The following is a 23,800-nucleotide window of genomic DNA, read 5'->3' on the forward strand; positions in this document are numbered from 1 at the left end:
ACGGCGTGAATTCTGTTGGCGTGAGCGGACCCATATGTCCTCCATTCGTTCGTGCCCGGTGCGCTTGTGCCCGGTGCGTCGACGGCCTATGTATTAGTCGTTACTGTATCAGTCAAGGCTAATGTAATGACAGACACGGCCGCTCTTCCGATCGCCGCCCTGCAGGAGCGTGCGGATTCCGTCGCTGCGCGCCTTTCCCTCCTGGCCAATGCCAAGCGCCTCTTGATCCTGTGCGAGCTGGCGAAGGGCGAGCGGTCGGTCGGCGCTCTTCAGGCGGCGGTCGATCTCAGCCAATCGGCCCTGAGCCAGCACCTCGCCCGCCTGCGCGAGGCGGACATGGTTGCGACACGACGTGTGGCGCAGACGATCTACTACCGTCTGGGCGATCCCGAGACGGAGGCGCTGATGACGGCGCTCTACGATATCTTCTGCAAGGAGCCATGACGGGGCAGACGCGTTACCCACCGGGCACGCCGGACCCGAGGCTCACGACGGGAACCCGCCCTCAATCTGCGCCCCTCGCCTGCGCGGCATGCGACATCGTCACAAGGCCGACACCACCGAGCAGATTGCCAAGGATCGAAATCCCCGAGACACGCGCGATGTCGGCCGTCGTCACCGACGCATCGAACATGAACCCGAAGGCAAGGTGGAGCATGGTGACGACGCCATGCTCGAACGGGCCGAGAGCAAGTAGGACGCCGGTGATGTAGGCAAGGATGATCCGCCCGGTCGAGTCCCGGCTGGCGATCACCAGGAAGGACAGAAGCGCCACGAGCGCGCCGCCGACGATCCCCCGCATGAACGTGGCGAGGGATCTTCGATGGGCGATTTCCTCCGCCGCTCGATCCAAAACTTCGTGAGCGCCCGCGGGAAGCGCGCCCTCCACCGAAAGGACCAGGACCAGGACACCGCCCCCGACGAGGTTCAGAACCAGCGTGAAGACCCAGAGACGGAGGATCTTCCGCGTCACGCCCTTGAGCTTCAACTTGAAGGCGGCCGCAATCGGATCGAAGAAATTCTCGCTGAACAACTCCGCGCGCCCGAGGATCAGAAACGGCACCCCGATGCCGAAGGCAAGGGCCCCGAGAAGCCCGGCAAGCTCCCCGAGCGCCGGTTCCGCAAGGGCCTCCACGATACCGAGCGCGATGATCCCGAAGACGATCGTGAATCCGGCGATGAAGCCGGTCGAAAGCAGCTCCAGCATGCTCTGGTTCAGTCGCCGCTCACCTTCCTCGGCTGATCGTTCGAAAATCTCGGCGGGTTTCAGGGCATCGGACATGACCGATCAAAGCCTTCAGGGCCGTCACGGTTCCTTCGCGCTCTGGCGCGTCTCGCCCCCCTCCGGCACTGCGGAGCCGGCCTCACGGGCCAGCATGTCGCGAAGGGATTGCCGGAACCCTGCCATTCCGCGCGGCGTCCAGCCCAGTTGCCGCAAGCGGTCGCACCGCATGACACTGACGCGGGCGGGATCGCCGCGCGGCGGAAGGCGGCCTGCCCCTCCGGCAAGTTCGGCATAGGTCGCGAGCAGGTCGCGACGATCGAGAACGATGTCGGAGGCGTTGAACGTCAGCGGCCGAAGCGCGGCCGCCTCGGCGCGCAGCAGCAGGTCCACCGCAGAAGCGAGATCGTCGCCGTGAAGCTCCGTCCCGACCCGCGGGGCAACCGCCTCGCCAGCGTCGAAGGCCGCGAAGAGATCGGCCCATTTGTGCGGATGACCGGGTGCGGACGCTCCGTAGATCCCGGTCGCCCGCAGGCTTGCGACAGCGGCACCGTCCCCGACCATATCGGCCAAGGCCGCCTCGCCCTCTGCCTTGACGGACCCGTAAAGACCTGCCGGACGCGCCGGCAGGCCATCTTCCAGCGCAGTGCCCGGCGGATAGCCGTCATAGACGGCCCGCGACGACAGGAACACGATGCGGCCCACTCCGCAGGCGCGCGCATGGGCGAAGAGACGCAGCGTACCGTCGAGATTGTCGCGCCTGAAACCTGCCGAATCCTCGCCCTCGCCCCCGCGATAGCGGCCGGGCAGATGGGACAGCGCCGCGTGGACCAGCGCATCGACTTCCCCGAGATCGGGCAGCGCCCCGGCAAGCTCGAAGCGGCGATGCGCAACGCCTGGAAGATCCACCGGCCGACGCCCCAGAGCCAAAACGGCATGCCCCCGCCGGGCGAGATGCCGGGCGATCCGGTAGCCGACCAGCCCCGTCGCCCCTGTCAACGCAACCCTCATCCCGGCGGGGACAACAGGTCCGAAAGGGCCGGGACGGGGCCGTCGGCCGCGGCATAGGTTTGCCAGAGAGCAATCAGCGGCTCCAGCTGCGCCCTGCGCGGATGGTCCGCCTGCCACGGCTTTTCGTACTGGTAGTGCAGGACGTGGATATCCGCCCACTTCCACAAGGCGGGCATGTTGAACCACACATATTGCAACATGTTGTAGATGACCGGCAGCCCATGCCAATCGGGAAAGAACGCCTGTAGAAAGCTCTGGTCCGTGCGGGGCCAGAACGCGTCCGGCACGTCCAGCCGCGCCATCATGTCCGCAAAGGTCGCGGTATCGGGCCGGGCGGTGAAGACGCCGGAATTCATCCGGTGAAAGTCGCCCAGCGTCTCGTAGACGTTCGGCGCGGCGCAGAATTCCGGATAATCGAACAACCGGTCGCAGTTGCGCAGGACGAGCGTGTCGGCATCCAGATAGATCACGCGGTCGTAATCGAGCTGCCACAGGCGCAGCTTGGCGAAATTGTCGAGCGGGGTGTGAAATCCCGGCTTGCTGCCCTTCGTGAACGGCGCGTCGCGGTGCAGGCGCGTCCGGTCATGCGCCGCATTGAACGCGGCCGACGTGTCGAGCAGATCGACGGAAACCAGCCGCGCGCCCCGCGCCTCCAGCGGGGCCAGATCGGAAGCCGTCACGCCACCGGTATGCATCACGACCAGATCGGCGGAGGTGCCGCTCAAAGACAAGGACCGGATCAGCGCCGCGGCCCCCCGCGCGAAATCCGCATTGGTTACGAGGGTCACATAGGCGCGGTCCGCTCCGGCGCTCATGAGACAAGGCGGATCTTCCGGCCTTCCGGGTCGCGCTCAACCGTTTCCGCAAGATCGCGGGTCCAGGCCGAAACCGCCGGAACGCGGCTGCGGTCGATGCGATGCGCGAACTTGCGCGCGACGTCCACGACCTCCTCCATCAGGCCCTCGGCGAGGGTCGTCGGGTTCAGGCCCAGCGACAGAAACTGCGCGTTGTCGACGACCAGATCGTTCTCGGCGGCCTCCTTGCGCGGGTTCGGCAGGTTCAGCACCTCCGCCTCCGTCAGCTTCGCGATCAGCGCGGCCAGATCGCGAATGCGGTGCGTCTCGGTCATCTGATTGAAGATCCGGACCCGGTCGCCCGCCTTGGGCGCATCGCCCATCGCAAGCTCGATGCAGCGGACGCTGTCCTGAATGTGGATGAAGGCGCGCGTCTGGCCGCCCGTCCCATGCACCGTCAGCGGATAGCCGATCGCCGCCTGGATCAGGAAGCGGTTCAGCACGGTGCCGTAATCGCCGTCGTAATCGAACCGGTTGATCAGCTGATCGTGCCTGCGGGTCTGCTCGGTATGGGTGCCCCAGACGATGCCCTGATGCAGGTCGGTGATCCGCAGGCCGTCGTTCTGCGCGTAGAACTGGAACAGGATCTGATCCATGCTCTTGGTCATGTGATAGACCGAACCGGGCTTGGTCGGGTACAGGATTTCCTGTTTCGCGGTACCGCCATCGAGCGTTTCGACGGTGACGTCGAGATAGCCTTCGGGGATCGCCGCGCCGACGCTGGAATAGCCATACACGCCCATCGTGCCCAGATGGATCACATGGGCGTCGATGTCCGTTTCCACCAGCGCGGCCAACAGGTTGTGCGTCGCGTTCATGTTGTTGGTGACGGTATAGACCTTGTGGCGATCGGTCTTCATCGAATAGGGGGCGGCGCGCTGTTCGGCAAAATGAATGACGACATCAGGCTTGTGCTCGTCCAGCCACGCCTTCAGCCGCTCGTATTCCTTCGCAAGATCGAGCAGGTGAAAATGGAGCCTGCGCCCGGTGACGTCGTGCCAGATCCGGCAGCGTTCCTGGATCGAATCCATCGGCGTCAGGGACTGGACCCCCAGTTCCGCATCGATCCAGCGGCGCGACAGATTGTCGATCACGTGAACCTCGTGGCCCTGGTCCGACAGGTGCAGGCTTGTGGGCCAACCGACGAACCCGTCGCCGCCGAGAACTGCAATTTTCATGTCACGATCTCCCGAGTTCCAGTCTTTCCCTACGATTTGGCGAGCTTATGACGCCATGACGGCCCGGTCGCCAGTGTTAAGGCTCCCGCGCCACAAATCACGTGAAGGATTCGTGTCGCCCCCCGGCAAACGACGCCGGAGGCCTGCAGGATCCGCGCTCGCCGATTGACCGGCATCAATTCGCCTGTCCGGAGTTGCGCTATGAGGGGGGCGGCAACGCATCCGGAGGTGCATTATGGAAAAGACGATGAAGGCCGCCGTCGTGACGGAACTCGGCCGCCCGCTCGACATCCGAGAGGTTCCCGTTCCCGATATCGGCCCGGCCGAGGTGCTGGTCCGGGTGCGCGCCTCCGGCGTCTGTCACACCGACCTCCACGCCGCCGAAGGGGACTGGCCCGTCAAGCCCTCCGCCCCGTTCATCCCCGGCCATGAGGGCGTGGGCGAGGTCGCGCGCGTCGGCGCCGGCGTGACGCATCTCAAGGAGGGCGACCGCGTGGGCGTCCCGTGGCTGCATACCGCCTGCGGTCGCTGCGAGCATTGCGTCGGCGGATGGGAGACGCTGTGCGACCATCAGCAGATGACCGGCTACACCGTGAACGGCGCCTATGCCGATTACGTCGCGGCGGATGCCGATTATGTCGGTGTCATTCCCGGCCCGCTCGACTGGGGCCCGGCCTCGCCCGTCCTGTGCGCCGGCGTCACCGTCTACAAGGGCCTCAAGGAGACCGAGGTGCAGCCCGGACAATGGGTCGCCATCAGCGGGATCGGGGGCCTCGGCCATATGGCGGTCCAATATGCCAAGGCCATGGGCATGCATGTCGTGGCCGTGGACGTGGCGGCCGACAAGCTGGCGCTCGCCCGCGACCTCGGCGCGGACGAGACCATCGACGCCAGCAAGACCGATCCCGCCAAGGAAGTCATGTCGCAGCTGGGCGGCGTGCACGGCGTGCTGGTCACCGCGCCGTCGCGGCCCGCCTTCGCGCAGGCGGTCGGCATGCTGCGCAAGCACGGAACACTGTCGCTCGTGGGCCTGCCGCCGGGGGACTTCCCGCTGCCGATCTTCGACGTGGTGCTGCGGCGGCTGACGGTTCGCGGCTCGATCGTGGGCACGCGCCTCGATCTGGCCGAGGCGCTGGCGATCGCCGCCGAGGGAAAGGTCCAGACGCATTTCGCGTGGGACGACCTCGACAACATCAACGATATCTTCGATCGTATGCGCGCGGGCGCCATCGAGGGGCGCGTCGTGCTGCGGATCTGAACCCATGCGGGCTGCGCCATGCCACAGGATGACAGACGGGCGCGCCCGATCTCGGCGATCCTGACCGAGCTTGCGGCCCGCAGCGACGCGGGCCGGGAGGTCCGGCTGGGCAGCGTCGCCGCACGGATCGGCAGCCGTGGGCATGGCATGGCGATCCTCATCCTCGCCCTGCCGGAGACGATCCCCGCGCCGGTGCCGGGCCTGTCGGGCATCCTCGGTGTGCCGCTCCTGCTCATCTCGCTCCACCTGGCCGCGTTCGGCGAAGGCAGTCACCTGCCCCGCCGGGCGGCCCGGCTGCGCGTTCCGCCGCGGCTTCTGGCGGTCGCGGCGCGGTACGGCGCGCCCGTCCTTCGCCGTGCGGAGCGTGTCACCGCTCCGCGCCTCGCGCCGCTGGTCCGACGGGAACGGATGGTCGGCGCGGTGGGTGCGGTCTGGTCGCTCGTTCTCTGGCTGCCGATTCCGTTCCTCAACGTGCCACCGGCAACCCTGCTCATCCTGCTGGCTTGGGGCCTGATCCAGCGCGACGGGCTCTTCATCCTCCTCGCACTCATCGGAAGCGTCCTGCTCACGGGGGCGATCATCCTCGCAGGCGGTGCCGTGGTGGAGGCGCTGAGCATGTGGCTTTGATCCCTGCGCCGGGCCCCTCGCGGTCGCCTGCACGTCCGCCAATCCGCTCCCGTCGGCTCCGAACCGGCCTCAACGCCGCTTACTGCCCCTTCCGCTCCTCAGCCTTCGCCAGTTCCTCGCGCCAATCGTATCGGTCGCGAAAGCCCAGCATCTCGCGCGCCTTGGCGTTGGAATAGAGCGGCGTATCCTCCGCCATCTCCCCCTTGATCGGCACGTCCGGGAAGAACCGCGCGCAAAGCTCGGGCGCCGGAATGTCGGGCGCATTATGGCTGTTGGCCGCATTGAAGACCTGAAAGCCCAGCCCATCGGTCCGCAGGCAACGATCCACGATCTGACCCAGATCGCGCGCATCGACATAGTTGAAGAGGTTGCGCCGCCGGCTCTCCGGATCCTCACGGAAGGTCGCGAAGGCGCCATATTCGTGCGGCTCGATCACGTTGCCGATCCGCAGCGCGTAGATGTCCGCCCCGGTGCGGCGTGCGAAGGACCGCGCCGTCACCTCGTTGCAGACCTTCGACATGGCATAGGAATCCATCGGATCGACGTCGTACTCCTCATCCACGGGCAGGTAATGCGGATCGGTTCGCCCCTCGGAGAAGCAGACGCCATAGGTCGTCTCCGACGATGCGATGACGATCTTGCGGATACCCAGCTTCGCCGCCGCCTCAACGACCCGGTAGGTGCCCATCGTGTTGATGCGGAACGTCTCGCCGTCGGGTTGCAGCAGGATGCGCGGCAGCGCGGCGAAGTGGACGACGGCGTCGTAGCCGCGCGGCCCCGTGCCGTCCTCCAGTTCGCCCAGGCTGCGATGCATGGTCAGCGCATCGAAGACCTGACCCGGCGCGGCGACATCCACCTTCAGGTTCTCGACACCCTCATGCTCCAGCGCCACGAGATCGGCATTGAGCACCTCGTGGCCCTTCTGCACGAGATAGGGAACGACATGCCGCCCCGCCTTGCCCGCGCCGCCGGTGAAGAAGATACGCATCTCGAACCTCGCTTTCGTTTTCTTACCGGGCAGGACCCGCGCCGCCGGCACGCCCCCTGCCCTGCGGGGAAGACAGCAAAGCCGTCAGGCCGCGCTCAGATGGTCGCGTTCGTCGCCCCGCCGTCGAGCAGGACGTTCTGCCCGACCATGAAGCCCGCATGCTGCGAGCACAGGAATGCGCAGGCGGCGCCGAACTCCTCGGGGGTGCCGTAACGGCGCGCGGGGATCGTCGCCTCGCGCTGCGTGCGGGCCTCGTCCATCGAGATGCCCTGTTGCTCGCTCACCCCGCGGTCGAGGCTTTCGGCCCGCGCCGTCGCATGGATGCCGGGCAGCAGGTTGTTGATCGTCACGCCCGACGGGGCGACCTGCCGCGCGGTGCCCGCGACATAGCCGGTCAGGCCGGTCCGCGCCGCGTTCGACAGGCCCAGCACGGCCACGGGGGCCTTGACGCTCTGGGAGGTGATGTTGACCACCCGGCCCCAGCCCCGCTCCATCATCGCGGGCAGGCAGGCCGTCATCAGCGCGATCGGCGTCAGCATGTTGGCGTCGAGCGCCGCGATGAAATCGTCGCGGTCCCAATCCGACCACATCCCCGGCGGCGGGCCGCCCGCATTGGTCACGAGGATATCGGGCGATGCCGCGACCTCCAGAAGCTGAGCCCGACCCTCCTCGGTCGTGACGTCGGTGGCGACCGCCTGCACCGTCACGCCGAATCTCGCGCGCAGATCGGCCGCGGCGGCTTCGAGCGCCTCGCTCCCTCTCGCGTTCATTACCAGGTCGCAGCCCGCCTCGGCCAGCGCGGCAGCGCAGCCCAGCCCAAGTCCCTTCGACGATGCGCAGACGAGCGCGCGCTTTCCCTTGATCCCCAGATCCATCGGCATCTCCTGACGTTGCCGCCCCGTCCTAGCACTTGCTTCCGGAGCGTTCACCCGAGGAAGTGCAAAAGCCGAACCGGACTGCAACACCGCGACAAGGCGTCGCCCTGCTTTTATTCGCAGTCGTTGAAACAATGTTCGGCATGAATTCGCTCAATCCCCCCCTGACCGCGCTCAGCCGCTGCGCCGCCTATCCCGCCGAGGCCTTCACGGTCGAGACGGGCGCGCTGATGGGCGACCCGATCGGCGGCGTCGAGGAGGTCGTGGCGGGGGATATCTTCGTGCTGACCCGGGCGGCCGCGCCGCGCGAACTTCTCCTGACGCGGGCGCATGGCGGAATGGCCGTGGCCGAAGGGTCCGGGATCGGGCAGCCCGGCCAGCCGATCCGCCCGCTCGCCCGCCACCAGCTCATGTCGGAACGCGGCGCGGTGGTGGAGATCCTGGTGGTCGATTTACCTGCGGAGCGGCTTGCCCTGCCGCTCGGACCTCTGACCCCGGGCGAGGACTACACCCTGATCTCGTCGAGCCCGGCCGCCGGAGAACTCGCCGGCGTGGCGCAGGTCAGCTTCGCCCGCGGCACCCGCATCACCATGGCCGACGGATACCAGCATCCGGTCGAGACCCTGTCGGCCGGCGACCGCGTCCTGACCCGCGACCACGGTCCCCAGCCGATTCGCTGGACCGGCCGCCAGACGGTTCGCGCCGAGGGAGCCGATGCGCCCGTCGTGATCGCCCGGGGCGCGCTCAACAATGCCGAGGATCTGGTCCTGTCGCCCGATCACCGCCTCTTTATCTACCAACGCCGGAATTCCCGCGCGGATACCCGCATCGGCGGGCGGGCGGAGCTTCTGGTCCGGGCGCGACACCTCGTGGACGGGGAGAATGTCTGGCGCGGCGAAGGCGGGCACATCGACTACTTCCACCTGCTCTTCGATGCGCACGAGATCATCTACGTCGAATGCATCCCCGCCGAGAGCCTTCTGGTCTCGCCCGACGTAATGGCAGGCCTCGGCGAGGATCTGGCGCGCGACCTCGTCTCGTATATGGCGGGCCGCCGGCAGGTGCCGCATCAGGGGGTGGAGCCGACGGTATCCGACCTCGACAGGATCGCGCCGGGCGGTTTGCTGCGGCGGCTCGCGCGTTAATCCGCGTCGCGGTCCCGCCAACGGTCCAGCGCAGCCTCGTCCGCCTCACGCGCGGCGACCCAGCCCATCCCGTCCGCCGTCTCCTCCTTCTTCCAGAAGGGGGCGCGGGACTTGAGGTAATCCATGAGGAACGACGCCGCCGCGAAAGCCGCGTCCCGATGGCGCGAGGCGGTGCCCACCATCATGATCCGGTCACCGGGTGATAGCGCGCCATGCCGGTGCACGATCGTGACCCCGCTCAGCGGCCAGCGCTCCGCCGCCTCCTCCGCAATCGTGCGCAACGCCTTCTCGGTCATGCCGGGATAATGCTCGATCGTCATGCGCCGCAGCCCACCGGACACGTCGCGCACACGGCCGGTAAAGGTGACAACCGCGCCGGTATCGCTGCCCGCCTCGAGCCGGGCCGCCTCCGCTCCAAGGTCGAAATCCGCCTCCGTCACCACGATGCGCGGGCTCACCTGCGGCGCGGGTGATGGCGATGGGTTCGACATGTCAGCCCCCCGTCATCGGCGGAAAGAACGCCACCTCGCGCGCATCGCCCAGCGAGGTTTCGAGCGGCACCAGCTCCTGATCCAGCGCACAGCGCACCGCGCCCATATCGGCGAAGGCGGCGGCATACCGCTCCTCGCGCGCGCGCAACTCCTCCACCAGATCGGCGACGGTCTCTGCCGATGTTTCCACTTCCTCACGCCCCAACCCGATCCGCTCCCGCAGCCAGGCGAAATACAGAACCCGGACCTTCATGACGTGCGGTCCCGAAGATGCGGCATGGCCTTGGAGAAGTAATCCCACCCGGTCCAGGCGGTCAGCGCCGCCGCGATCCACAAAAGGAGCACGCCGATCGCAAAGGTCACCTGCTCGCCCTGCTCAAGGCGCACGATGCCGATCTCGTCGGGCATGGCCCCGGTCATGATCGCGTCGATCGTCGCCGGATCCATGCCCTGCACCCGCTCCGCAAAAGCGTGTTCGAAGACGCCGGTGGCGAACAGGACGGCGATGGAAACCATCTGCGCCGTCGTCTTCCACTTGGCGAGGTTGGTGACCTTGAGCAGGCTGGCCGTATTTCCCAGAAACTCCCGCAGGCCGCTGACGAAGACCTCGCGGAACAGGATCACCGTCGCCGGCAGCAGGATCCACGGGTTCATCCCCGAGAACCCGGTGATCACCAGAAGCGCGATCACCACCATCGCCTTGTCCGCGATCGGGTCGAGCATGGCGCCGAAGCGCGTCTCCTGCTGCCATTCGCGGGCGAGATAGCCGTCGAACCAATCCGTCACCGCCGCCGTGATGAACAGGATCAGTGCGAACCAGTCCGCCCAGGGGCGCGCGAAGAAGAGGAACATGATTGCAACCCCCGGCGCCGCAAGGAGCCGGAGAACGGTGAGCAGGTTTGGGATCGTCCATGTCATTACAGGCGTTCTAGCGCGCCCCCGCGGGGCCGGCTAGCCGCGTTCGTGAAAGTGGCGATGAATGGTTTCCGCCAGCGCGTCCGACACGCCCTCCACCGCCTTTAGGTCGGCGAGGCCCGCGCGGCTGACCGCCTTGGCCGATCCGAAATGCTGAAGCAGCGCCCGCTTGCGCGCCGCCCCCACGCCCTGCACCTCGTCGAGCGGGTTGGCGACCAGCGCCTTCGCCCGCTTGGCGCGGTGCGTGCCGATGGCGAACCGGTGCGCCTCGTCGCGCAGGCGCTGCACGAAATAGAGGACCGGATCGTTGCGGCGCAGCGCGAATGGACGGGTGCCCTTGCGGTGGAACTCCTCCTTGCCGTGGTCGCGGTCCACACCCTTGGCGACGCCGACCATGGCGATGTCCTCGACCCCCAGCTCGCGCAGGATCTGGTCCACCGCGCTCACCTGCCCCGCACCGCCGTCGATCAGCAGAAGATCGGGCCACATCTCCGATTTGCGCTCGGGATCCTCCTTGAGCAGGCGCTTGAACCGCCGCGTCAGCACTTCCTTCATCATCCCGAAATCGTCGCCCGGCGTCAGCGTGTCGTCCTTGATGTTGAACTTGCGGTACTGGCTCTTCTCCAACCCGTCGGGCCCGCTGACGATCATCGCGCCGACGGCATGGCTCCCCTGGATGTGGGAGTTGTCGTAGACCTCGATCCGCCGCGGCGGCGCGGGCAGGTCGAACGCCTCTGCCATCCCGTCGAGCAGCCGGGTCTGCGTCGCGCTCTCCGACATCTTGCGGCCGAGGCTCTCGCGCGCGTTGCGCACCGCACCTTGCACCAGCTCGTGCTTCTCGCCCCGCTGCGGCACGACGATCTGCACGCGCCGTCCCGCCCGGTCCGACAGCGCCTCCGCCATCAACGCGCCGTCCTCGACCCCGTGCGACAGGATCACCATGCGCGGCGGCTCCTTACCGTCGTAGAACTGGCCGAGAAACGCCTCCATCACCTCGGTGGGGCTCATATCCTCGGCCACCTTGGGATAGAAGTCGCTGTTGCCCCAGTTCTGGTTGGCGCGAATGAAGAAGACCTGAATGCAGGCCTGCCCGCCCTCCATGTGCAATCCGATCACATCGGCTTCGGGCACACCCTGCGGGTTGACGCCCTGCACCGATTGCACGTTCGTCATCGCCTTGATGCGGTCGCGCAGGGCGGCGGCACGTTCGAACTCCATCCCGGCGGAGGCGCGGTTCATCTCGTCGGCCAGCCGCTCCTGGATCTCGGTCGTCTCGCCGCGCAGGAACCGCTCCGCATCGCGGACCGACTGGGCGTAATCGCTCGCGCTCACATAGCCCACGCAGGGCGCGCTGCAGCGCTTGATCTGGTAATTCAGGCACGGGCGCGTGCGACCCTCGAAATCGCTGTCCGAGCAGTTGCGCAGCAGGAACACCCGCTGAAGCTGATTGAGCACGCGGTTGACGGCGCCGGCGCTGGCGAAGGGGCCGAAATAGAGGTTCTTGCCCTTGTGGCCGCGATGCTTGCGGATCTGCGGGAAACCATGCGCCGTCGTCACCTCGATATTGGGGAACGATTTGTCATCGCGCAGGAGCACGTTGTAGCGCGGCTTGAGCTGCTTGATGAGGTTCTGCTCCAGCAGCAGCGCCTCAAGCTCCGTCTGCGTCGTCAGCACCATCATCGACGCGGTCTCGGAGATCATGCGCGCGATCCGCGGCGAATGTCCCTGCAGGCGCGTGTAATTCGCCACCCGGTTCTTCAGGCTGCGCGCCTTGCCGACATAGAGAACGCGGTTCTGCTCATCGAGCATCCGGTACACGCCCGGCGAGCCGTCGAGCGAGCGCAGGAAGCGCTTGATGACGTCCGGTCCCGTCGCCTTCGTCGTCTCGGTCATGTCCGCCTCCCGATTCCCCGGCCGCTGCCCCATCGATCGGTGGGGATCAAGACACGCCCGGACGATAGATAAGTTATTAAGGCTGTGGATAAAGCTGGGAGCCGATTTTCCTCGCCCTTAGGGATCAATGCTTTCGTCACATTTCTGATACAGTGGACCCCCGACCCGGAAATTATTCAAGACCTTGTAAGTAAATAGATATTTTCAACACATGCGGGATGACCAGAGGCAGATTTCCGATTCACCGGCCGGGTTCCCGCCGCACCTGCACAAAGTGGAGAAAAATTTGTCAGCAGCGGCTATTCGACGCCCAGGACATCCTCGGTGCGCCAGACAAGATGCTGTCCGCCATCAACGCAGATGAGCTGCCCGGTCAATGCTTTCGCCGATAGAATGTAGCGAAGCGCGGCCACGATGTCGTCCGGATCCGCCCCGCGCTCCAGGATCGTCGCCGCCCGCTGCGCCGCGAAATGCGCCTCCGATTGGCGCGCCCCGCGCAGCGTCGGCCCCGGCCCGATCGCGTTGACGCGCACCTTGGGGGCGAGCGCCTGCGCCGCCGTCCGCGTCAACGTCCAGAGCGCCGATTTCGCCAGCGTGTAGGTCATGAATTCCGGCGTCAGCTTTCGCACCCTCTGATCGATCATGTTGACGATGTTCCCGCGGGCCAGCGGCTCCCCGTCCGAACCCGCCTCCGGCACCTGCGCGGCAAAGGCCTGGGTCAGCAGGAACGGTGCCTGCAAGTTCGAACGCATGTGCCGGTCCCACCCCTCCCGCGTGGCGGTGGCGATCGTGTCGTGCTCGAAGATCGAGGCGTTGTTGACCAGAACCGTCAGCGCGCTCCCCAGCGCCTCGGCCGCACGCGGCACCAAGGCCTCGGCCGCGTCGAGGTCCGTCAGGTCCGCCCGCAGCGTGACCGCCCGGCGCCCCTCGGCCCGAACCGCCTCGGCCGTCTCCTCGGCTCCCTCGCTGGACGTGGCGTAATGCACCGCGACGTCATGACCGAACCGCGCGAGTTCCACCGCCATCGCCGCGCCCAACCGCGCCCCCGCGCCCGTCACCAGCGCCGTCATGCCAGCGCCCAGCCGAGATACCCCACGTACAAGGTGCACAGGGCCACGCCCCAGATCCGCGTGATGTCGCGGCCCATGAAGACGAACGGAACGAGCAGGAGAGAGGCTGCGCCCATAACCCAGAGATCCTTTTGCAGAAACGCATCGTCCACCGGCACCGGCCCGACCAGGACCGCGACCCCCATGATCGCCAGAAGGTTGAAGAGGTTCGATCCGATCACGTTGCCGAGTGCCACATCCGCATGCCGCCGGATCGCGGCCATGACCGTCGTCGCAAGCTCCGGCAGGGAGGTTCCGATCGCGACCAGCGTCAAGCCGATCACCGCTTCGCTGACGCCATAGGTCCGCGCGATCGCCGTCGCCCCGTCGACCAGCAGGCTCGCCCCGACGGGCAGGCCGATCAGGCCGAGGATCAGGAAGACCGCGACCTTCCACCCCGGCAGGCCCGGCTCCGCCCCCTCGACCTCGACATCGGCCTCGCGGCTGCTCATGAAGGTGGCCGTCAGAACGGCGGCCAAGGCGGCCAGCAGGACGATCCCGTGCCACCAGACGAGACGTCCCGTCAGGCACAGCGCCAGGAAAAGAACGGTCGCCCCGATCATGTACAGAAAGTCGCGCCGCGTGTCGTGGGCCGAGGTCCGCAGCACGGCGATCAGTGCAGGCACCCCCAGCACCAGCAGCACGTTCGCCGTGTTCGACCCCACGACATTGCCCAGCGCCAAACCCGGCGCGCCGTCGATGATCGCCTGAACGCTGACCAGAAGCTCCGGCGCCGACGTTCCGAAAGCCACGATGGTCAAACTGACGACGAGCGCCGGGATGCCCAGCCGCAACGCCAGATTGACCGCGCCCTTCACCAACGCGTCGCCCGCAAAGACAAGGATCACGAGGCCGACGGCCACGCTCAAAAACTCGTAGATCAAACGCTCATCCCTTTCCGCAGGGACATGGTCCCCGTCCGGCGCGTGGGGCGCCGCAATGCCGACATTTGCCGCGCACGAGGCGCGCCTGCCCGGGAAACCGCAGCCGTCCGAACATCGCGAGAACGGCCATGCCGATCAGGAAGAGGGTGACGATCTTGACGATCATTCAAAGACCGAAGCGCGCCCAGGCGACCCGCTCCTCCACGCCCTGCAGCCCAGCCTCCAGGACATTGGGCACGAGACGCTGGAACAGCGGCCTGCGCTGGCGGAAGGGGCGGAAGACGATCTTATCGCCGTAAAGCGCCTTCATGCGCGGCACCAGATGATCGATCCCGTCGACTAGCCCGGCCGACACGGCCTCCTCCCCGACGAATATCTCACCCGTGAACAGGTCCCGGTCCGTGGCAAGCTTATGCCCGCGGCGGGCACGAACATGATCGATGAAGCTCGAATGCACGCGCGCCTGTATTGACTTCAGCCGCTCAATGTCTTCGGCGCGCTCGGGTCGAAAGGGATCGAGGATCGACTTGTCCTCGCCCGCCGTATGGACGCGCCGCTCGATGCCGTAGCGCGCCAGAAGCTCGGGAAAGCCGAAGCCGGCAGAAATGACGCCGATGCTGCCCGTGATCGACGAGGAGTCCACCCAGATGTCATCGGCCGACGCGGCCAGCCAGTAGCCTCCGGAGGCAGCAACATCCTCGACGAAAGCATGGACCGGAACGCGCTTTTCCTCGGCCAGCCGCCGGATCTGCGCTCCGATAAGCGACGACTGCACGGGTGAGCCGCCCGGCGAGTTGATTGCCAGCGCGACCGCAACGGGGCGCCCACGCTTAAATGCCTGGTTCAACATGGGAGCAACGCCGGCGGCGGACAGCACCCCGCGGGAGCCGTTCGCCGAGATCATCCCTTGGAGACGAACGACCGCGACATGCGGTCGGCGTCCGGCGAGCTTGGAAATACGATTGAGCATGAGAGCCGATGTAGAGCGCCGCCTTCGCCGGAACAAGCAGCCCGCCCAAACCTATTTGATCGGCCGAAACTACGAGAGAATGCGAAGAGGCTTTCGTTGGCGCCTCGCGCGGAAATCATGCACCGAAACAAACGCTCGCTGCGGATGGACGCCACCAATCCGGTGCGGCCGGGATCCGCTCGGCGTCAACCCCGGCCGCGCGTGGCGTCGTATCAGTCTGTACTACCTGACAACGAACTCCGCATGCAGTGCGCCGGCCGCCTTTATGCTCTTGAGGATGTCGATCATGTCCCGGGCAGAGACGCCGAGTGCGTTCAATCCGGCAATCACGTCCGACAGGGTCGTCCCGCCCTGCACCAGAGCAAGTCCCGGCCCGGGTTGCTCCTGCAGCGCGACGCCCGTTCGCGGCACCACAACGGTCTGCCCGGCTGCGAACGGACTCGGCTGCACGACTTCCGGGGCCTCTTCGATCCGCAGCGTGAGGTTGTTCTGCGAGACGGCCACTTCGGAGATCCTGACATCGCTGCCCATTACGATCGTTCCCGATGCCTGATCCACGACCACTCTGGCCTTCTGCTCGGGCGTGATCGTGATGTTTTCGATCGCGCTCAGGGCATGCGCGGGCGAAGTCCGGCCCGTCCGCGAGACGTCCAGCAGAACCGTGCCGGCGTCCAGCATCCGTGCAACGCCACGCCCGATCTCCCGATTGATTGCCACCTCGACACGGGATGCCGTGGTGAAATCGGGATTGCGCAGGGCAAGCCGAATTTGCGTCAGGGCAGTAAAGTCAAAATCGACCTCCCGCTCGACGCGCGCACCGGCCGGGAGGACCCCGGCCGTCGGCACGCCTTCGATGACGGTCGCCGCGTCACCCTTTGCCGAAACCCCGCCGGCGATGATCGTCCCTTGAGCAACCGCGTAGGTCTCGCCATCCGCAGCCGTAAGCGGCGTCATCACGAGCGTCCCGCCAAGCAGACTACTGGCGTCCCCGATCGCGGAAACGGTCGCATCGATCCGCCCCCCGCTTCTGGCGAACGGAGGAAGAGTGGCTGTCACAATGACCGCGGCGACGTTTCTCGGCCGGAACTGCTCGCCGGTCACGTTAACGCCGAGCCGTTCGAGAATGCTCGCCATGATCTCTTCGGTAAACGGAGCGTTACGGAGCCCGTCTCCCGTCCCGTTCAGACCGACCACGAGACCGTAGCCCACCAGATCGTTTCCGCGAACGCCGTCGAATTCCACAAGATCCTTGAGCCTGATGGACTGTGCCTGCGCAATGGAGCCGACGAGAATGGCAACAAGCGTAAGCAGGACGATCCAGCGAGCGGATCCTGGAAACCGAAAGAGACGCGTCATACAGGATCCTCAGCGAAGAAAGTTCGTCAGTCGAAGACCGGATCGGCGAGCCGTGATCGCAAAGATCGTCTCCAGCCGCGTCATCTCATTTTCAAGCCGCGTCGCGGTCTCGAACGGGTCAGCCGTCACGAGATCGTTGTGACGCATCTGGAGCCTCACCCCTTCGTCGGCGATTCCGCTCGCCACCCGGGCCATTCGCTCCTCAACCCCTCCGATCCGCGCCTGAACGGACACCAGACCGTCGGCGGCGCCAATCGCCTGAGTGCTGAGCCTCTGGCCAAGGACGCTGCTCGCCGACTGGTCCATCGCGAACCCGACATCGTCCAGAGAAGCCGCCAAGGCAGCCTGCTTGAGAACTTCCCGCAGGCCCGGATCCGAAAGCGAGGTCGGCATTCCGATCGCGTTGCCGTCGCCGGTCGGAAACACCACCTCGGAAGCCGGGAACGCGGAGAGTGCGGTTGTTTCGATGCCGCCACCGGGCGCGAAGTACAGATCGAATGCGTCGAGCATATCGGTGGCATTCGCTGCACCGGCTGCGATGGCCGCCGTTTCGGTCAGAAGCGCAGTCAAGTTGATCGGCGGCGTGTCTGAGACGTCACCGTTTGCAAAGATCGCCCTGTCGCCGGACCGCGTCGAAAGTGCCGATACGATATCGGTAAGCGCGTTGCGCCCCATATCGGCGACGAGACGCGGATCCGAAAAGCCTCCCACCGACGCGCTGGTCAGTACCTGCGAGGTCAGTTTCTCCGAAACCTTCCCGACCGCCTCAAGAGCGGTCTGCGCCGTCGCCGTATAGCTCGAGGCGGCGGCAAGCGCGTGACGTCGTGCCTCGTTGGTACGAACATCGTGTGCGATGCGCGAAAACTCCGAAAAGTCGCTTGCGACGGCGCGGCCCAGATCGGCCTTCCGGCCACTTGACATCTCGGCGGTTAGCGTTGCGATCCGGGTCCGCGTCTCGACCGAGTGATCCTTCGGCCCGACGAATGGCGGGATGATGTTTGTCGTCATTTCAAATCTCCGTGAGACGTTGCATCATGTCGCCGACGACCTGGATGACGCGGGCATTCGCGGCATATGCTTGCTCGATCTCGATGAGACGGCGCATTTCCGCATCGACATCGACCGCACCGCCATCACGACGCTCAGACAGGCCGGTCGCTTCCCGCTGCCACAGATCGGAACGGTCGTCGGCCCGGACCCGATCCGCCGAACTGAGCGACTTGAGCGTTGCGATATGGCCTTTGGCATCGGATGCGCGGTCCGTCAGGCCCACGAGGGGCGGTGCGACACGCCGCGCCATCTCTTTGCCGTAGCTCAAAAGCAGGGTCGCATCCGCGCCACCGGGGGCCGTCGCTCCGAGACCATCGCGCAAACGCCAATGCTGATCTGGCTTGTCCGGCGCGACCTTCGAATTGATCTCGATCCGCCCCGCAAGACCGGGCGCTGCGCTGGAACTGAATGGACTCCCCTCATCCGTCAGCAGCCCCGGCGCAACGTCGGCCTTTTCAAACCGCTCCATCAGATCTGCAGCCACGGCATCCAAACGACGCGACGCCTCCGGTCCCGTCTCGTCGCGCAGGGTGAACAGCGCAGAGAGCGCTGCACCACCGACTCCGCCCGGACCTTCATCCGTCCGCACATCACGACCGTTGATCGTCAGTCCCGACAGATGTGTCGACGCTGATTTCCCAGCGTTGATTGTCATCGCGTGCGGCGTGAAGCCCAGTTCCTTGGCACTTCCGTCGAGCAGGATCGCCCCGGCCTTGGAGACGAGCGCGACCGCCCCGTGCTCCCGCGGAAGTTCGCGCAGAGGGATCTGCGTCGAGACCCGGTCGATCAGGACGGTCCGCTCGTCCATCAGAGTCGCCGTGTCATGCCCTCCGGAACTCAGGCGCCGGATGTCGACGTTCAGCCGCGCAATATCCTTGAGGTCGGTGTTGATCTGCTCGACCGTGGAGCCGATCTTATCGTCTGCGCGCTGGCGGGAAGACTGCACGACATCTTCGAGCCGGTTGAGATGGTCCGCCAGATCGGACGCCGCCTGCGATATCTCGCTCAACCGGATGGCGGAACTCGGCTCGGACGCAGCCGAGACGAAAGCGGCATCGAGGCGCGCAACGCGGTCCTGAAGACTGCCAGCCGCATCGGGGTCGCCGATTGCCGCGTCGAATTCCGCAGCGAAGCGTTGCGCCACGTTCGCGTCCGACAGGGCTGATTGTGCATCGCGGCGCAACTGGACGAGGCGGGGTTCCGTCTCGCGCGTCACGCTGAGACCGGAACCCGGAAGCCCCGTTCCGGCGCCAACGGCGCCCGCGCTCCTGCGGGCATAACCGGGGCGATCGGCGTTCGCCACATTCGAGGCGACGATCTCGGCGCGCCTGGAACTGAGACCGAGACCCGCCGTGGCGATGTTCAAGGATGCTGAAAGGCTCATGACGGGCTCCTTCTGGGGTCAGGTTCAGCGTTTGATGTTCGTCGTTTCCTGCAGCATCTCGTCCACGGTCTGGATGACCTTCGCGTTCGAGCTGTAGGCCCGTTGCGTCTGGATCAGCTGGGTGAGTTCGGACGCCACGTCGGTCGCGCTCTCCTCCCGCGCGAAGCCGACGACGTCGCCAACCGGCCCGTCCCCCGCATCCCACAGGTAGAATGCGCCGCTTTCGGAGGAGACTTGATAGGTCTGGTTCGCCAGCGGCTTCAGTCCGTTCGGATTGGGCACGTTGACGACCGGAATCTGGTAGATCGCCTTGGTGAACCCGCTGTCGTAGATGGCCGTCATGATCCCGTTCGCGTCGACCTCGATCGAAGCGAGGTTGCCGACCGGCGAGCCGTTCTTCGTGATCGTCAGCGGCGCGAACACGTCCGAAAGCTGCGACAGCCCCCGTGCCTCCTTAGGCTTGCCGATATCCAATTCCAGAGGACCACTCTGGGCCGCGATGGTCAGCAGTCCGGTATTTGCATCCCAATTGTGGGGCGTGGTCGGAGCTGGCGTTACCGTCTCCGCGTTAACACTCTTGATCGTTCCGCCGTGGTCGCCCGAATCGTCGAACTCGATCGTGAATTTTCCAATGGTTGCGTTGTTCTGCTCCTCATCCTGAATTGTCATCGTCCAGGTGTTCGTCGCTGCGTCACCCGCCGCGGGCACTGTCGGCTCAAAGCTGATGTTGAGGTTCTGCGCCTGCCCGAGATTGCCGAAATATTCGAGCGGCAGATCGATCGTGTCGCCAGACGCATCGGCCCGCGTCGCTGTGGCGGGCAGGTTCACCCCCAGCGAGATGCGCGTGGTCGCATCGCCCTCGAACTGGTTGGAATCGACGCGGACGGGGGTCAGGCCGCCGACCGTGTCGCGCGGGTTGGGCGGTATCTTGCCATCCTGGTTCGCGGCCCAGCCGAGCAGGACCTGACCGCTCGAGGTGCGCAGGATACCGTTCGCATCCGCACGGAAGGACCCGGTCGAGGTCATGCGCAGGGGGTAGTTTCCATTGCCGTCCAGCGCGGTGATCGGCGTGACCGGCAGCATGCCCCGGCCACCGATCGAGATATCGGTCGGGTTGTTCGTCGTGATGAGGGTGCCGCGCTGATCGATCGCGCGGCCGGTCGTGACGCGGACACCGCCCGCGGAATAGGCCCCCCGGCTCTGGTCGAGGACGAGCGAATGGAAATCCGCCACCGACCGCTTGAAACCGAAGGTCGCCGAGTTGGCGATGTTATCGGAGATCGTGGCCAGCTTGCTGGCGTTGACGTTCAGGCCGGTCACGCCCGCATTGAGAGAGGATGAGATCGTCATCGGTGGTCCTTCTTCGGTTCTCGGGTCCGACGCGGCACATGATCGCGGCGGTATGGTGGTGACCATGGCGGTCGGAGGTTAAGGGGCCGTCAACGTTGGGTTCTTTTCTGCGGCACGATTAACGCGGTGCGACGCGATCCCTCAGGACGATGATTTCGAGGCGATTGTTGCGGTCGGAGAGGGGGTCGGTGGCGGCGGGGCGGCGATCGGCATGGCCGGTCACGCGCACGACGCGCGCATCGCTGACGCCGACATCCGGCAGGATCGACCGCGCACCATGGGCCCGCGCCGAAGATCGCTCCCAAAGCTGCGGCTCACGCCGAACCACCGGAACCGCGGCGACGAACGATTCGACCGCCAGCGCATTCGGCACGCGGCGCAGTTCGGGCCCCATCGACGCAAACAGCCGTTCAAGGAGTTCCGTTGGCACGTCGCCCTCGAAGAGCGGCGATCCCGGCAAGTCGAAGAACTCGATCACCAGCCCCTCATCCGTCAGCCGCACCGCGACATGCCGCAGCTCCTCCTCGTCGAGGAGACTTTCGCCGCCCTTGCCGAGAATTGCGGCCTCCAGAGCCTTCAGTTCACCATCCTCGGCGGCGCTTCCGTTGGCATTCGTGTCCGTCACGCCACCGCGGCCCATCTCGATCTGGCTCGCATCCGCGGTCATCGAGCGGCCGCCCAGCGCCCCGTCCCCGCCGCCGGAGGCCCTGATGATCGCGGTGGTCGGACTGAAGTAATCGGCCAGGCCACTTCGCTGCTTTTCGGTGGTGGCATTGAGCAGCCACATCAGCATGAAGAAGGCCATCATCGCGGTGACGAAATCGGCATAGGCCACCTTCCAGGCACCGCCGTGATGGCCGCCGGCGATGATCTTCTTGCGCTTGATGATGATCGGGCGCGGCTTTTCGTTCTTCGCGTTCATCTCGGGCCTCCGACCCCGAGACCTAGGCAAACGGCGTAAAGAAACTGTCTACGGCGCCACCCAAACCGCACCGTTCGCGTCGAAACGCGCACGGCGATGCGATTCATGCGCCAGCGACAGCGCATCGATCGCCCGCACGCGGCCGACCAGCGCGGCGAATCGTGCGATCTCCGGGCTTCGCGTGACGTCTTCCGGCGCGCCGACGGGGGTGCCCGGGGCGGGGTCGGTTCCGTAATTCCTCCGCGCGAAGTCGGGAATGCGCGACCACCGCTCCGGCTCGGCCTCCAGAAGCCGCATCGTCACCGAAAGACGCAGCTGCATCTGCGTTTCGCTATCCCAGAACAGAAGGGCCGCACGAGGCTCCACCTCAATCGCACGGATCTTCGCGGTGCGCCGGTCGGAATGGATCTCGACCTCGCCCGCCTCCCGAACCGCCCGGCGGATTGCCACGACCCGCGCCTCGGGACCGGCCGCCCCCATCGTCGCCAGTGTGACATAGCGAAACGGATCGTCCGACACGGCCGCGCCCCGGTCGAGCCGGCCCCAGACATGATCCTCCAATGCGGTCAGGTCGTCGAAAGGATCACTCATAGCCCGTCATCTCCAGATATCCGGTCGCGGCATGGCTGCCCGTCGCACGAACCGGCCCCTCCCAATAGGGAAATAGCGTCGCTTGCCAGCTGTCCGGGTTCACCGCCGCAACCTCCAGCGCCACCCCCTCCGCCGGCAGCGCCAGGGACCAGCGCACAGGCACCTCGCGCCCCGCGACCTCCGCCCGCGCCAGCGGCTCGAGGACCAGCGCGTCTCCGTAAAAGGGCGTCACCGTCCCGTCGGGCGCGATCCACGACGCATACCGGAACCCAAGCCCCCCGCGCAGCGCGAACGCCATCAGCTTGTGCCCGTCGCCCAGATGCAGCGAGAACCAGTCCCACCCTTCTTGGTCGCCCTCGAGCGGCTGCGACGACCATTCCCGGTCGAGCCACCCCTGCCCCGTCACCGCGACCGGGCCCGACGGCAGGTCGAGCCTGCCCGACACCTCGTAGAAGGGCTGAGAATAGTAGTAGCTGGCCTGACCCGATTCGGACTTCACCGAGAATCCATCCGCCCCGTGCAGCACCAGCGGCCCGGTCGCCGAAAGCGCGAGGTCGTAGCCCGCCTCCTCCGTCCGCGCCGACAGCGAAAGGTCCGAGAAGTCTGGCCCCGCAAGCCGCCAGTCGTCGATCCAGGCGGCGAAGGGTGCCACCTCGACCCCGGCCTGACCGATCCCGCCACGGGCGAGACGCTCGCCGGTGAAATGGCGCTCCGGCGAGGTCAGGCCGAAATGCCCCATCCAGACCTGAGGCCCGCCGGGCGCGAGGGCGGTGCGGAACAGCGTCCATTGAATGCCGTAATCGCGCCCGTCCGCGCCCTGCAGGAACGCCGTGAGATACCACCATTCGATCCGGTAATCGGGATGGGGCCCGTGATCCTCCGGAAAGTCGAAAATCCGCCCCTCCTGCGGCAGGGCAAAGCCCGCGCCGCCCTGGCCCAGCCCGGCAAATCCCTGCGCCCCGGCAGGCAGCGCAAACCACAGCGCGATCAGCAGCACCCTAACGTTCATGCGCGAACACCTTCACCATCTGCGCGGGCGGCATCCGCCACAGCCGCCACGACGGCAGTGCCGCCGCCAGCGCCGCCGCCACCAGCGCCCAGCCCGTCAGCGCCAGCCACCCCCACGGATCGGGCAGCAGCGGCAGCCGCCAGCCAAAGGCCTGCACGTTGACGACCGACAACAGAACCCAGGCCAACGCGATCCCCACCGGCACGGCCAGCGCCGCCGTGAACGCCGCGAGGATCAGCGCCCGCACCAGATCCATCACCGCCAGCCGCGCCCGGCTCAGGCCCAGCGCCCAGACCGGCGCGACCTGCGGCACGCGCATCGTGCCCAGCGTCGTCAGCGAGGCCCAGAGCGCGAAGGCCGCCACGCCCAGCGTCAGGACGTTCAGCGCCGCCGTCACCGCGAAGGTCTGCTCGAAGATCTGCAGCGAGAAGGCCTTGATCGCGGCCTGGTCGACGACCTGTCCGGGGGCGAGGTCGAATCGGCGGGTCAGCGCCTCGGCCAGCGCCGACACCTCCTCCGGCGACACGCGCAGGGCCAGTTGCCCGACCTCCGCCTCGGGAAACACCGCACGGAACGCGTCGAGGCCAAGGATCGCCTGACCGCGCGGATTGCCGTAATCGGAATAGACCCCCAGAACCGGCTGCGTCCCCGCCCGGCCCAGATCGGCCTGCGTTCCGGCCCAGAGCCCCTCGCGCCGGGCAAGCTGCTCGTTGAGAAG

The 23,800-nt window shown here is 66.4% G+C and carries 26 protein-coding genes; 4 read left to right on the top strand and 22 right to left on the bottom strand.

The genetic code is table 11. The features are described 5' to 3' along the window. Window positions 1-126: 126 nt before the first annotated feature. Window positions 127-444 carry an ArsR/SmtB family transcription factor gene (locus tag JSE7799_RS05480; protein ID WP_055662725.1) on the top strand — a complete coding sequence of 106 codons (318 nt, stop codon included), beginning with the start codon at window positions 127-129 and terminating at the stop codon, window positions 442-444. Between the two features lie 61 nt (window positions 445-505). On the opposite strand, the gene JSE7799_RS05485 is transcribed toward JSE7799_RS05480, so the two are convergent. Genes JSE7799_RS05485 through JSE7799_RS05500 form a run of 4 tightly spaced genes read right to left on the bottom strand, consistent with a single transcriptional unit; the run spans window position 506 to window position 4,265 of the window. After that, window positions 506-1,282 (bottom strand): formate/nitrite transporter family protein, encoded by a 777-nt coding sequence (locus tag JSE7799_RS05485; protein ID WP_055662726.1) that lies wholly within the window; start codon window positions 1,280-1,282, stop codon window positions 506-508. Window positions 1,283-1,306: 24 nt separating this feature from the next. Further along, window positions 1,307-2,221, bottom strand: a complete 915-nt coding sequence (locus tag JSE7799_RS05490; protein WP_245624808.1) for an NAD-dependent epimerase/dehydratase family protein — start codon at window positions 2,219-2,221, stop codon at window positions 1,307-1,309. A gap of 8 nt (window positions 2,222-2,229) precedes the next feature. Then, the gene (locus JSE7799_RS05495) at window positions 2,230-3,048 is read right to left on the bottom strand and encodes a glycosyltransferase (protein ID WP_055662727.1); all 819 of its coding nucleotides are present in this window, start codon (window positions 3,046-3,048) and stop codon (window positions 2,230-2,232) included. After that, the gene (locus JSE7799_RS05500; RefSeq protein WP_055662728.1) at window positions 3,045-4,265 is read right to left on the bottom strand and encodes an NAD-dependent epimerase/dehydratase family protein; all 1,221 of its coding nucleotides are present in this window, start codon (window positions 4,263-4,265) and stop codon (window positions 3,045-3,047) included. Before JSE7799_RS05500 ends, JSE7799_RS05495 begins: the two co-directional genes overlap by 4 nt. Before the next feature lie 235 nt (window positions 4,266-4,500). Between JSE7799_RS05500 and adhP the strand changes: the two genes are divergently transcribed. After that, the gene (gene adhP, locus JSE7799_RS05505; protein WP_055662729.1) at window positions 4,501-5,523 is read left to right on the top strand and encodes an alcohol dehydrogenase AdhP; all 1,023 of its coding nucleotides are present in this window, start codon (window positions 4,501-4,503) and stop codon (window positions 5,521-5,523) included. Between the two features lie 18 nt (window positions 5,524-5,541). Further along, window positions 5,542-6,150, top strand: a complete 609-nt coding sequence (locus JSE7799_RS05510) for an exopolysaccharide biosynthesis protein (RefSeq protein WP_055662730.1) — start codon at window positions 5,542-5,544, stop codon at window positions 6,148-6,150. A 79-nt stretch (window positions 6,151-6,229) separates the two neighbouring features. On the opposite strand, the gene JSE7799_RS05515 is transcribed toward JSE7799_RS05510, so the two are convergent. Further along, window positions 6,230-7,138, bottom strand: a complete 909-nt coding sequence (locus JSE7799_RS05515) for an NAD-dependent epimerase/dehydratase family protein (RefSeq protein WP_055662731.1) — start codon at window positions 7,136-7,138, stop codon at window positions 6,230-6,232. 95 nt (window positions 7,139-7,233) lie between these two features. Continuing rightward, complete coding sequence (locus JSE7799_RS05520) at window positions 7,234-8,013, bottom strand: SDR family oxidoreductase (protein ID WP_055662732.1); 780 nt, start codon at window positions 8,011-8,013, stop codon at window positions 7,234-7,236. A gap of 143 nt (window positions 8,014-8,156) precedes the next feature. On the opposite strand from JSE7799_RS05520, the gene JSE7799_RS05525 reads away from it, so the two are divergent. After that, entirely contained in the window at window positions 8,157-9,158 is a 1,002-nt protein-coding gene (locus JSE7799_RS05525; protein WP_245624809.1) for a Hint domain-containing protein, read from the top strand. Here the strand turns inward: JSE7799_RS05525 and moaE are convergent. The 16 genes from moaE to JSE7799_RS05605 form a co-directional block, all read right to left on the bottom strand. Continuing rightward, window positions 9,155-9,649, bottom strand: coding sequence for a molybdopterin synthase catalytic subunit MoaE (gene moaE / locus JSE7799_RS05530; RefSeq protein ID WP_055662734.1), 495 nt, complete (start codon window positions 9,647-9,649; stop codon window positions 9,155-9,157). The genes JSE7799_RS05525 and moaE overlap by 4 nt on opposite strands. Before the next feature lies 1 nt (window position 9,650). After that, window positions 9,651-9,902, bottom strand: coding sequence for a molybdopterin converting factor subunit 1 (moaD, locus tag JSE7799_RS05535; protein WP_055662735.1), 252 nt, complete (start codon window positions 9,900-9,902; stop codon window positions 9,651-9,653). Further along, window positions 9,899-10,567 carry a CDP-diacylglycerol--glycerol-3-phosphate 3-phosphatidyltransferase gene (gene pgsA, locus JSE7799_RS05540; protein WP_055662736.1) on the bottom strand — a complete coding sequence of 223 codons (669 nt, stop codon included), beginning with the start codon at window positions 10,565-10,567 and terminating at the stop codon, window positions 9,899-9,901. The genes moaD and pgsA overlap by 4 nt, the downstream gene beginning before the upstream one ends. A 33-nt stretch (window positions 10,568-10,600) precedes the next feature. Then, complete coding sequence (gene uvrC, locus JSE7799_RS05545; RefSeq protein WP_055662737.1) at window positions 10,601-12,457, bottom strand: excinuclease ABC subunit UvrC; 1,857 nt, start codon at window positions 12,455-12,457, stop codon at window positions 10,601-10,603. A gap of 299 nt (window positions 12,458-12,756) precedes the next feature. Then, window positions 12,757-13,527: an SDR family oxidoreductase gene (locus tag JSE7799_RS05550; protein WP_055662738.1), complete on the bottom strand. Its 771-nt coding sequence runs from the start codon at window positions 13,525-13,527 to the stop codon at window positions 12,757-12,759. Next, window positions 13,524-14,450, bottom strand: coding sequence for a calcium/sodium antiporter (locus JSE7799_RS05555; RefSeq protein ID WP_055662739.1), 927 nt, complete (start codon window positions 14,448-14,450; stop codon window positions 13,524-13,526). The genes JSE7799_RS05550 and JSE7799_RS05555 overlap by 4 nt, the downstream gene beginning before the upstream one ends. Window positions 14,451-14,454: 4 nt before the next feature. Further along, a complete protein-coding gene (locus tag JSE7799_RS21270; RefSeq protein ID WP_055662740.1) occupies window positions 14,455-14,616 on the bottom strand; it encodes a hypothetical protein in 162 nt (53 codons plus the stop codon). After that, window positions 14,617-15,354, bottom strand: a complete 738-nt coding sequence (locus JSE7799_RS05565; RefSeq protein WP_306455395.1) for a S49 family peptidase — start codon at window positions 15,352-15,354, stop codon at window positions 14,617-14,619. A gap of 288 nt (window positions 15,355-15,642) precedes the next feature. Then, complete coding sequence (locus JSE7799_RS05570) at window positions 15,643-16,776, bottom strand: flagellar basal body P-ring protein FlgI (RefSeq protein ID WP_055662742.1); 1,134 nt, start codon at window positions 16,774-16,776, stop codon at window positions 15,643-15,645. Window positions 16,777-16,785: 9 nt separating this feature from the next. Continuing rightward, entirely contained in the window at window positions 16,786-17,784 is a 999-nt protein-coding gene (locus JSE7799_RS05575) for a flagellin family protein (RefSeq protein WP_055662743.1), read from the bottom strand. A gap of 1 nt (window position 17,785) precedes the next feature. Beyond that, the gene (locus JSE7799_RS05580) at window positions 17,786-19,210 is read right to left on the bottom strand and encodes a FlgK family flagellar hook-associated protein (protein ID WP_055662744.1); all 1,425 of its coding nucleotides are present in this window, start codon (window positions 19,208-19,210) and stop codon (window positions 17,786-17,788) included. A gap of 24 nt (window positions 19,211-19,234) precedes the next feature. Then, window positions 19,235-20,560 (bottom strand): flagellar hook protein FlgE, encoded by a 1,326-nt coding sequence (locus JSE7799_RS05585; RefSeq protein ID WP_055662745.1) that lies wholly within the window; start codon window positions 20,558-20,560, stop codon window positions 19,235-19,237. A gap of 118 nt (window positions 20,561-20,678) precedes the next feature. Next, complete coding sequence (locus tag JSE7799_RS05590) at window positions 20,679-21,482, bottom strand: OmpA/MotB family protein (RefSeq protein ID WP_055662746.1); 804 nt, start codon at window positions 21,480-21,482, stop codon at window positions 20,679-20,681. 48 nt (window positions 21,483-21,530) lie between these two features. Continuing rightward, window positions 21,531-22,073 carry a PNPOx family protein gene (locus JSE7799_RS05595; protein ID WP_055662747.1) on the bottom strand — a complete coding sequence of 181 codons (543 nt, stop codon included), beginning with the start codon at window positions 22,071-22,073 and terminating at the stop codon, window positions 21,531-21,533. Then, window positions 22,066-23,082 (bottom strand): lipocalin-like domain-containing protein, encoded by a 1,017-nt coding sequence (locus JSE7799_RS05600; RefSeq protein ID WP_055662748.1) that lies wholly within the window; start codon window positions 23,080-23,082, stop codon window positions 22,066-22,068. Before JSE7799_RS05600 ends, JSE7799_RS05595 begins: the two co-directional genes overlap by 8 nt. Then, a partial coding sequence (locus JSE7799_RS05605) for an ABC transporter permease (RefSeq protein WP_144431575.1) occupies window positions 23,072-23,800 on the bottom strand: 729 nt, incomplete at its 5' end. The genes JSE7799_RS05600 and JSE7799_RS05605, both read right to left, overlap by 11 nt.

This window comes from Jannaschia seosinensis (assembly GCF_001408515.1).
GTDB classification, from domain to species: Bacteria; Pseudomonadota; Alphaproteobacteria; order Rhodobacterales; family Rhodobacteraceae; genus Jannaschia; species Jannaschia seosinensis.

What these genes read in the sequence shown, in the direction of transcription:
- JSE7799_RS05570 (WP_055662742.1), bottom strand. Translation starts at nt 16,776, where the DNA reads ATGACGCGTCTCTTTCGGTTTCCAGGATCCGCTCGCTGGATCGTCCTG.
- JSE7799_RS05600 (WP_055662748.1), bottom strand. Translation starts at nt 23,082, where the DNA reads ATGAACGTTAGGGTGCTGCTGATCGCGCTGTGGTTTGCGCTGCCTGCC.
- JSE7799_RS05515 (WP_055662731.1), bottom strand. Translation starts at nt 7,138, where the DNA reads ATGCGTATCTTCTTCACCGGCGGCGCGGGCAAGGCGGGGCGGCATGTC.
- JSE7799_RS05485 (WP_055662726.1), bottom strand. Translation starts at nt 1,282, where the DNA reads ATGTCCGATGCCCTGAAACCCGCCGAGATTTTCGAACGATCAGCCGAG.
- adhP (WP_055662729.1), top strand. Translation starts at nt 4,501, where the DNA reads ATGGAAAAGACGATGAAGGCCGCCGTCGTGACGGAACTCGGCCGCCCG.
- JSE7799_RS05480 (WP_055662725.1), top strand. Translation starts at nt 127, where the DNA reads ATGACAGACACGGCCGCTCTTCCGATCGCCGCCCTGCAGGAGCGTGCG.
- moaD (WP_055662735.1), bottom strand. Translation starts at nt 9,902, where the DNA reads ATGAAGGTCCGGGTTCTGTATTTCGCCTGGCTGCGGGAGCGGATCGGG.
- JSE7799_RS05510 (WP_055662730.1), top strand. Translation starts at nt 5,542, where the DNA reads ATGCCACAGGATGACAGACGGGCGCGCCCGATCTCGGCGATCCTGACC.
- JSE7799_RS05520 (WP_055662732.1), bottom strand. Translation starts at nt 8,013, where the DNA reads ATGGATCTGGGGATCAAGGGAAAGCGCGCGCTCGTCTGCGCATCGTCG.
- uvrC (WP_055662737.1), bottom strand. Translation starts at nt 12,457, where the DNA reads ATGACCGAGACGACGAAGGCGACGGGACCGGACGTCATCAAGCGCTTC.
- JSE7799_RS05500 (WP_055662728.1), bottom strand. Translation starts at nt 4,265, where the DNA reads ATGAAAATTGCAGTTCTCGGCGGCGACGGGTTCGTCGGTTGGCCCACA.
- moaE (WP_055662734.1), bottom strand. Translation starts at nt 9,649, where the DNA reads ATGTCGAACCCATCGCCATCACCCGCGCCGCAGGTGAGCCCGCGCATC.
- JSE7799_RS05585 (WP_055662745.1), bottom strand. Translation starts at nt 20,560, where the DNA reads ATGACGATCTCATCCTCTCTCAATGCGGGCGTGACCGGCCTGAACGTC.
- pgsA (WP_055662736.1), bottom strand. Translation starts at nt 10,567, where the DNA reads ATGACATGGACGATCCCAAACCTGCTCACCGTTCTCCGGCTCCTTGCG.
- JSE7799_RS05595 (WP_055662747.1), bottom strand. Translation starts at nt 22,073, where the DNA reads ATGAGTGATCCTTTCGACGACCTGACCGCATTGGAGGATCATGTCTGG.
- JSE7799_RS05575 (WP_055662743.1), bottom strand. Translation starts at nt 17,784, where the DNA reads ATGACGACAAACATCATCCCGCCATTCGTCGGGCCGAAGGATCACTCG.
- JSE7799_RS05525 (WP_245624809.1), top strand. Translation starts at nt 8,157, where the DNA reads ATGAATTCGCTCAATCCCCCCCTGACCGCGCTCAGCCGCTGCGCCGCC.
- JSE7799_RS05580 (WP_055662744.1), bottom strand. Translation starts at nt 19,210, where the DNA reads ATGAGCCTTTCAGCATCCTTGAACATCGCCACGGCGGGTCTCGGTCTC.
- JSE7799_RS21270 (WP_055662740.1), bottom strand. Translation starts at nt 14,616, where the DNA reads ATGATCGTCAAGATCGTCACCCTCTTCCTGATCGGCATGGCCGTTCTC.
- JSE7799_RS05565 (WP_306455395.1), bottom strand. Translation starts at nt 15,354, where the DNA reads ATGATCTCGGCGAACGGCTCCCGCGGGGTGCTGTCCGCCGCCGGCGTT.
- JSE7799_RS05550 (WP_055662738.1), bottom strand. Translation starts at nt 13,527, where the DNA reads ATGACGGCGCTGGTGACGGGCGCGGGGGCGCGGTTGGGCGCGGCGATG.
- JSE7799_RS05495 (WP_055662727.1), bottom strand. Translation starts at nt 3,048, where the DNA reads ATGAGCGCCGGAGCGGACCGCGCCTATGTGACCCTCGTAACCAATGCG.
- JSE7799_RS05590 (WP_055662746.1), bottom strand. Translation starts at nt 21,482, where the DNA reads ATGAACGCGAAGAACGAAAAGCCGCGCCCGATCATCATCAAGCGCAAG.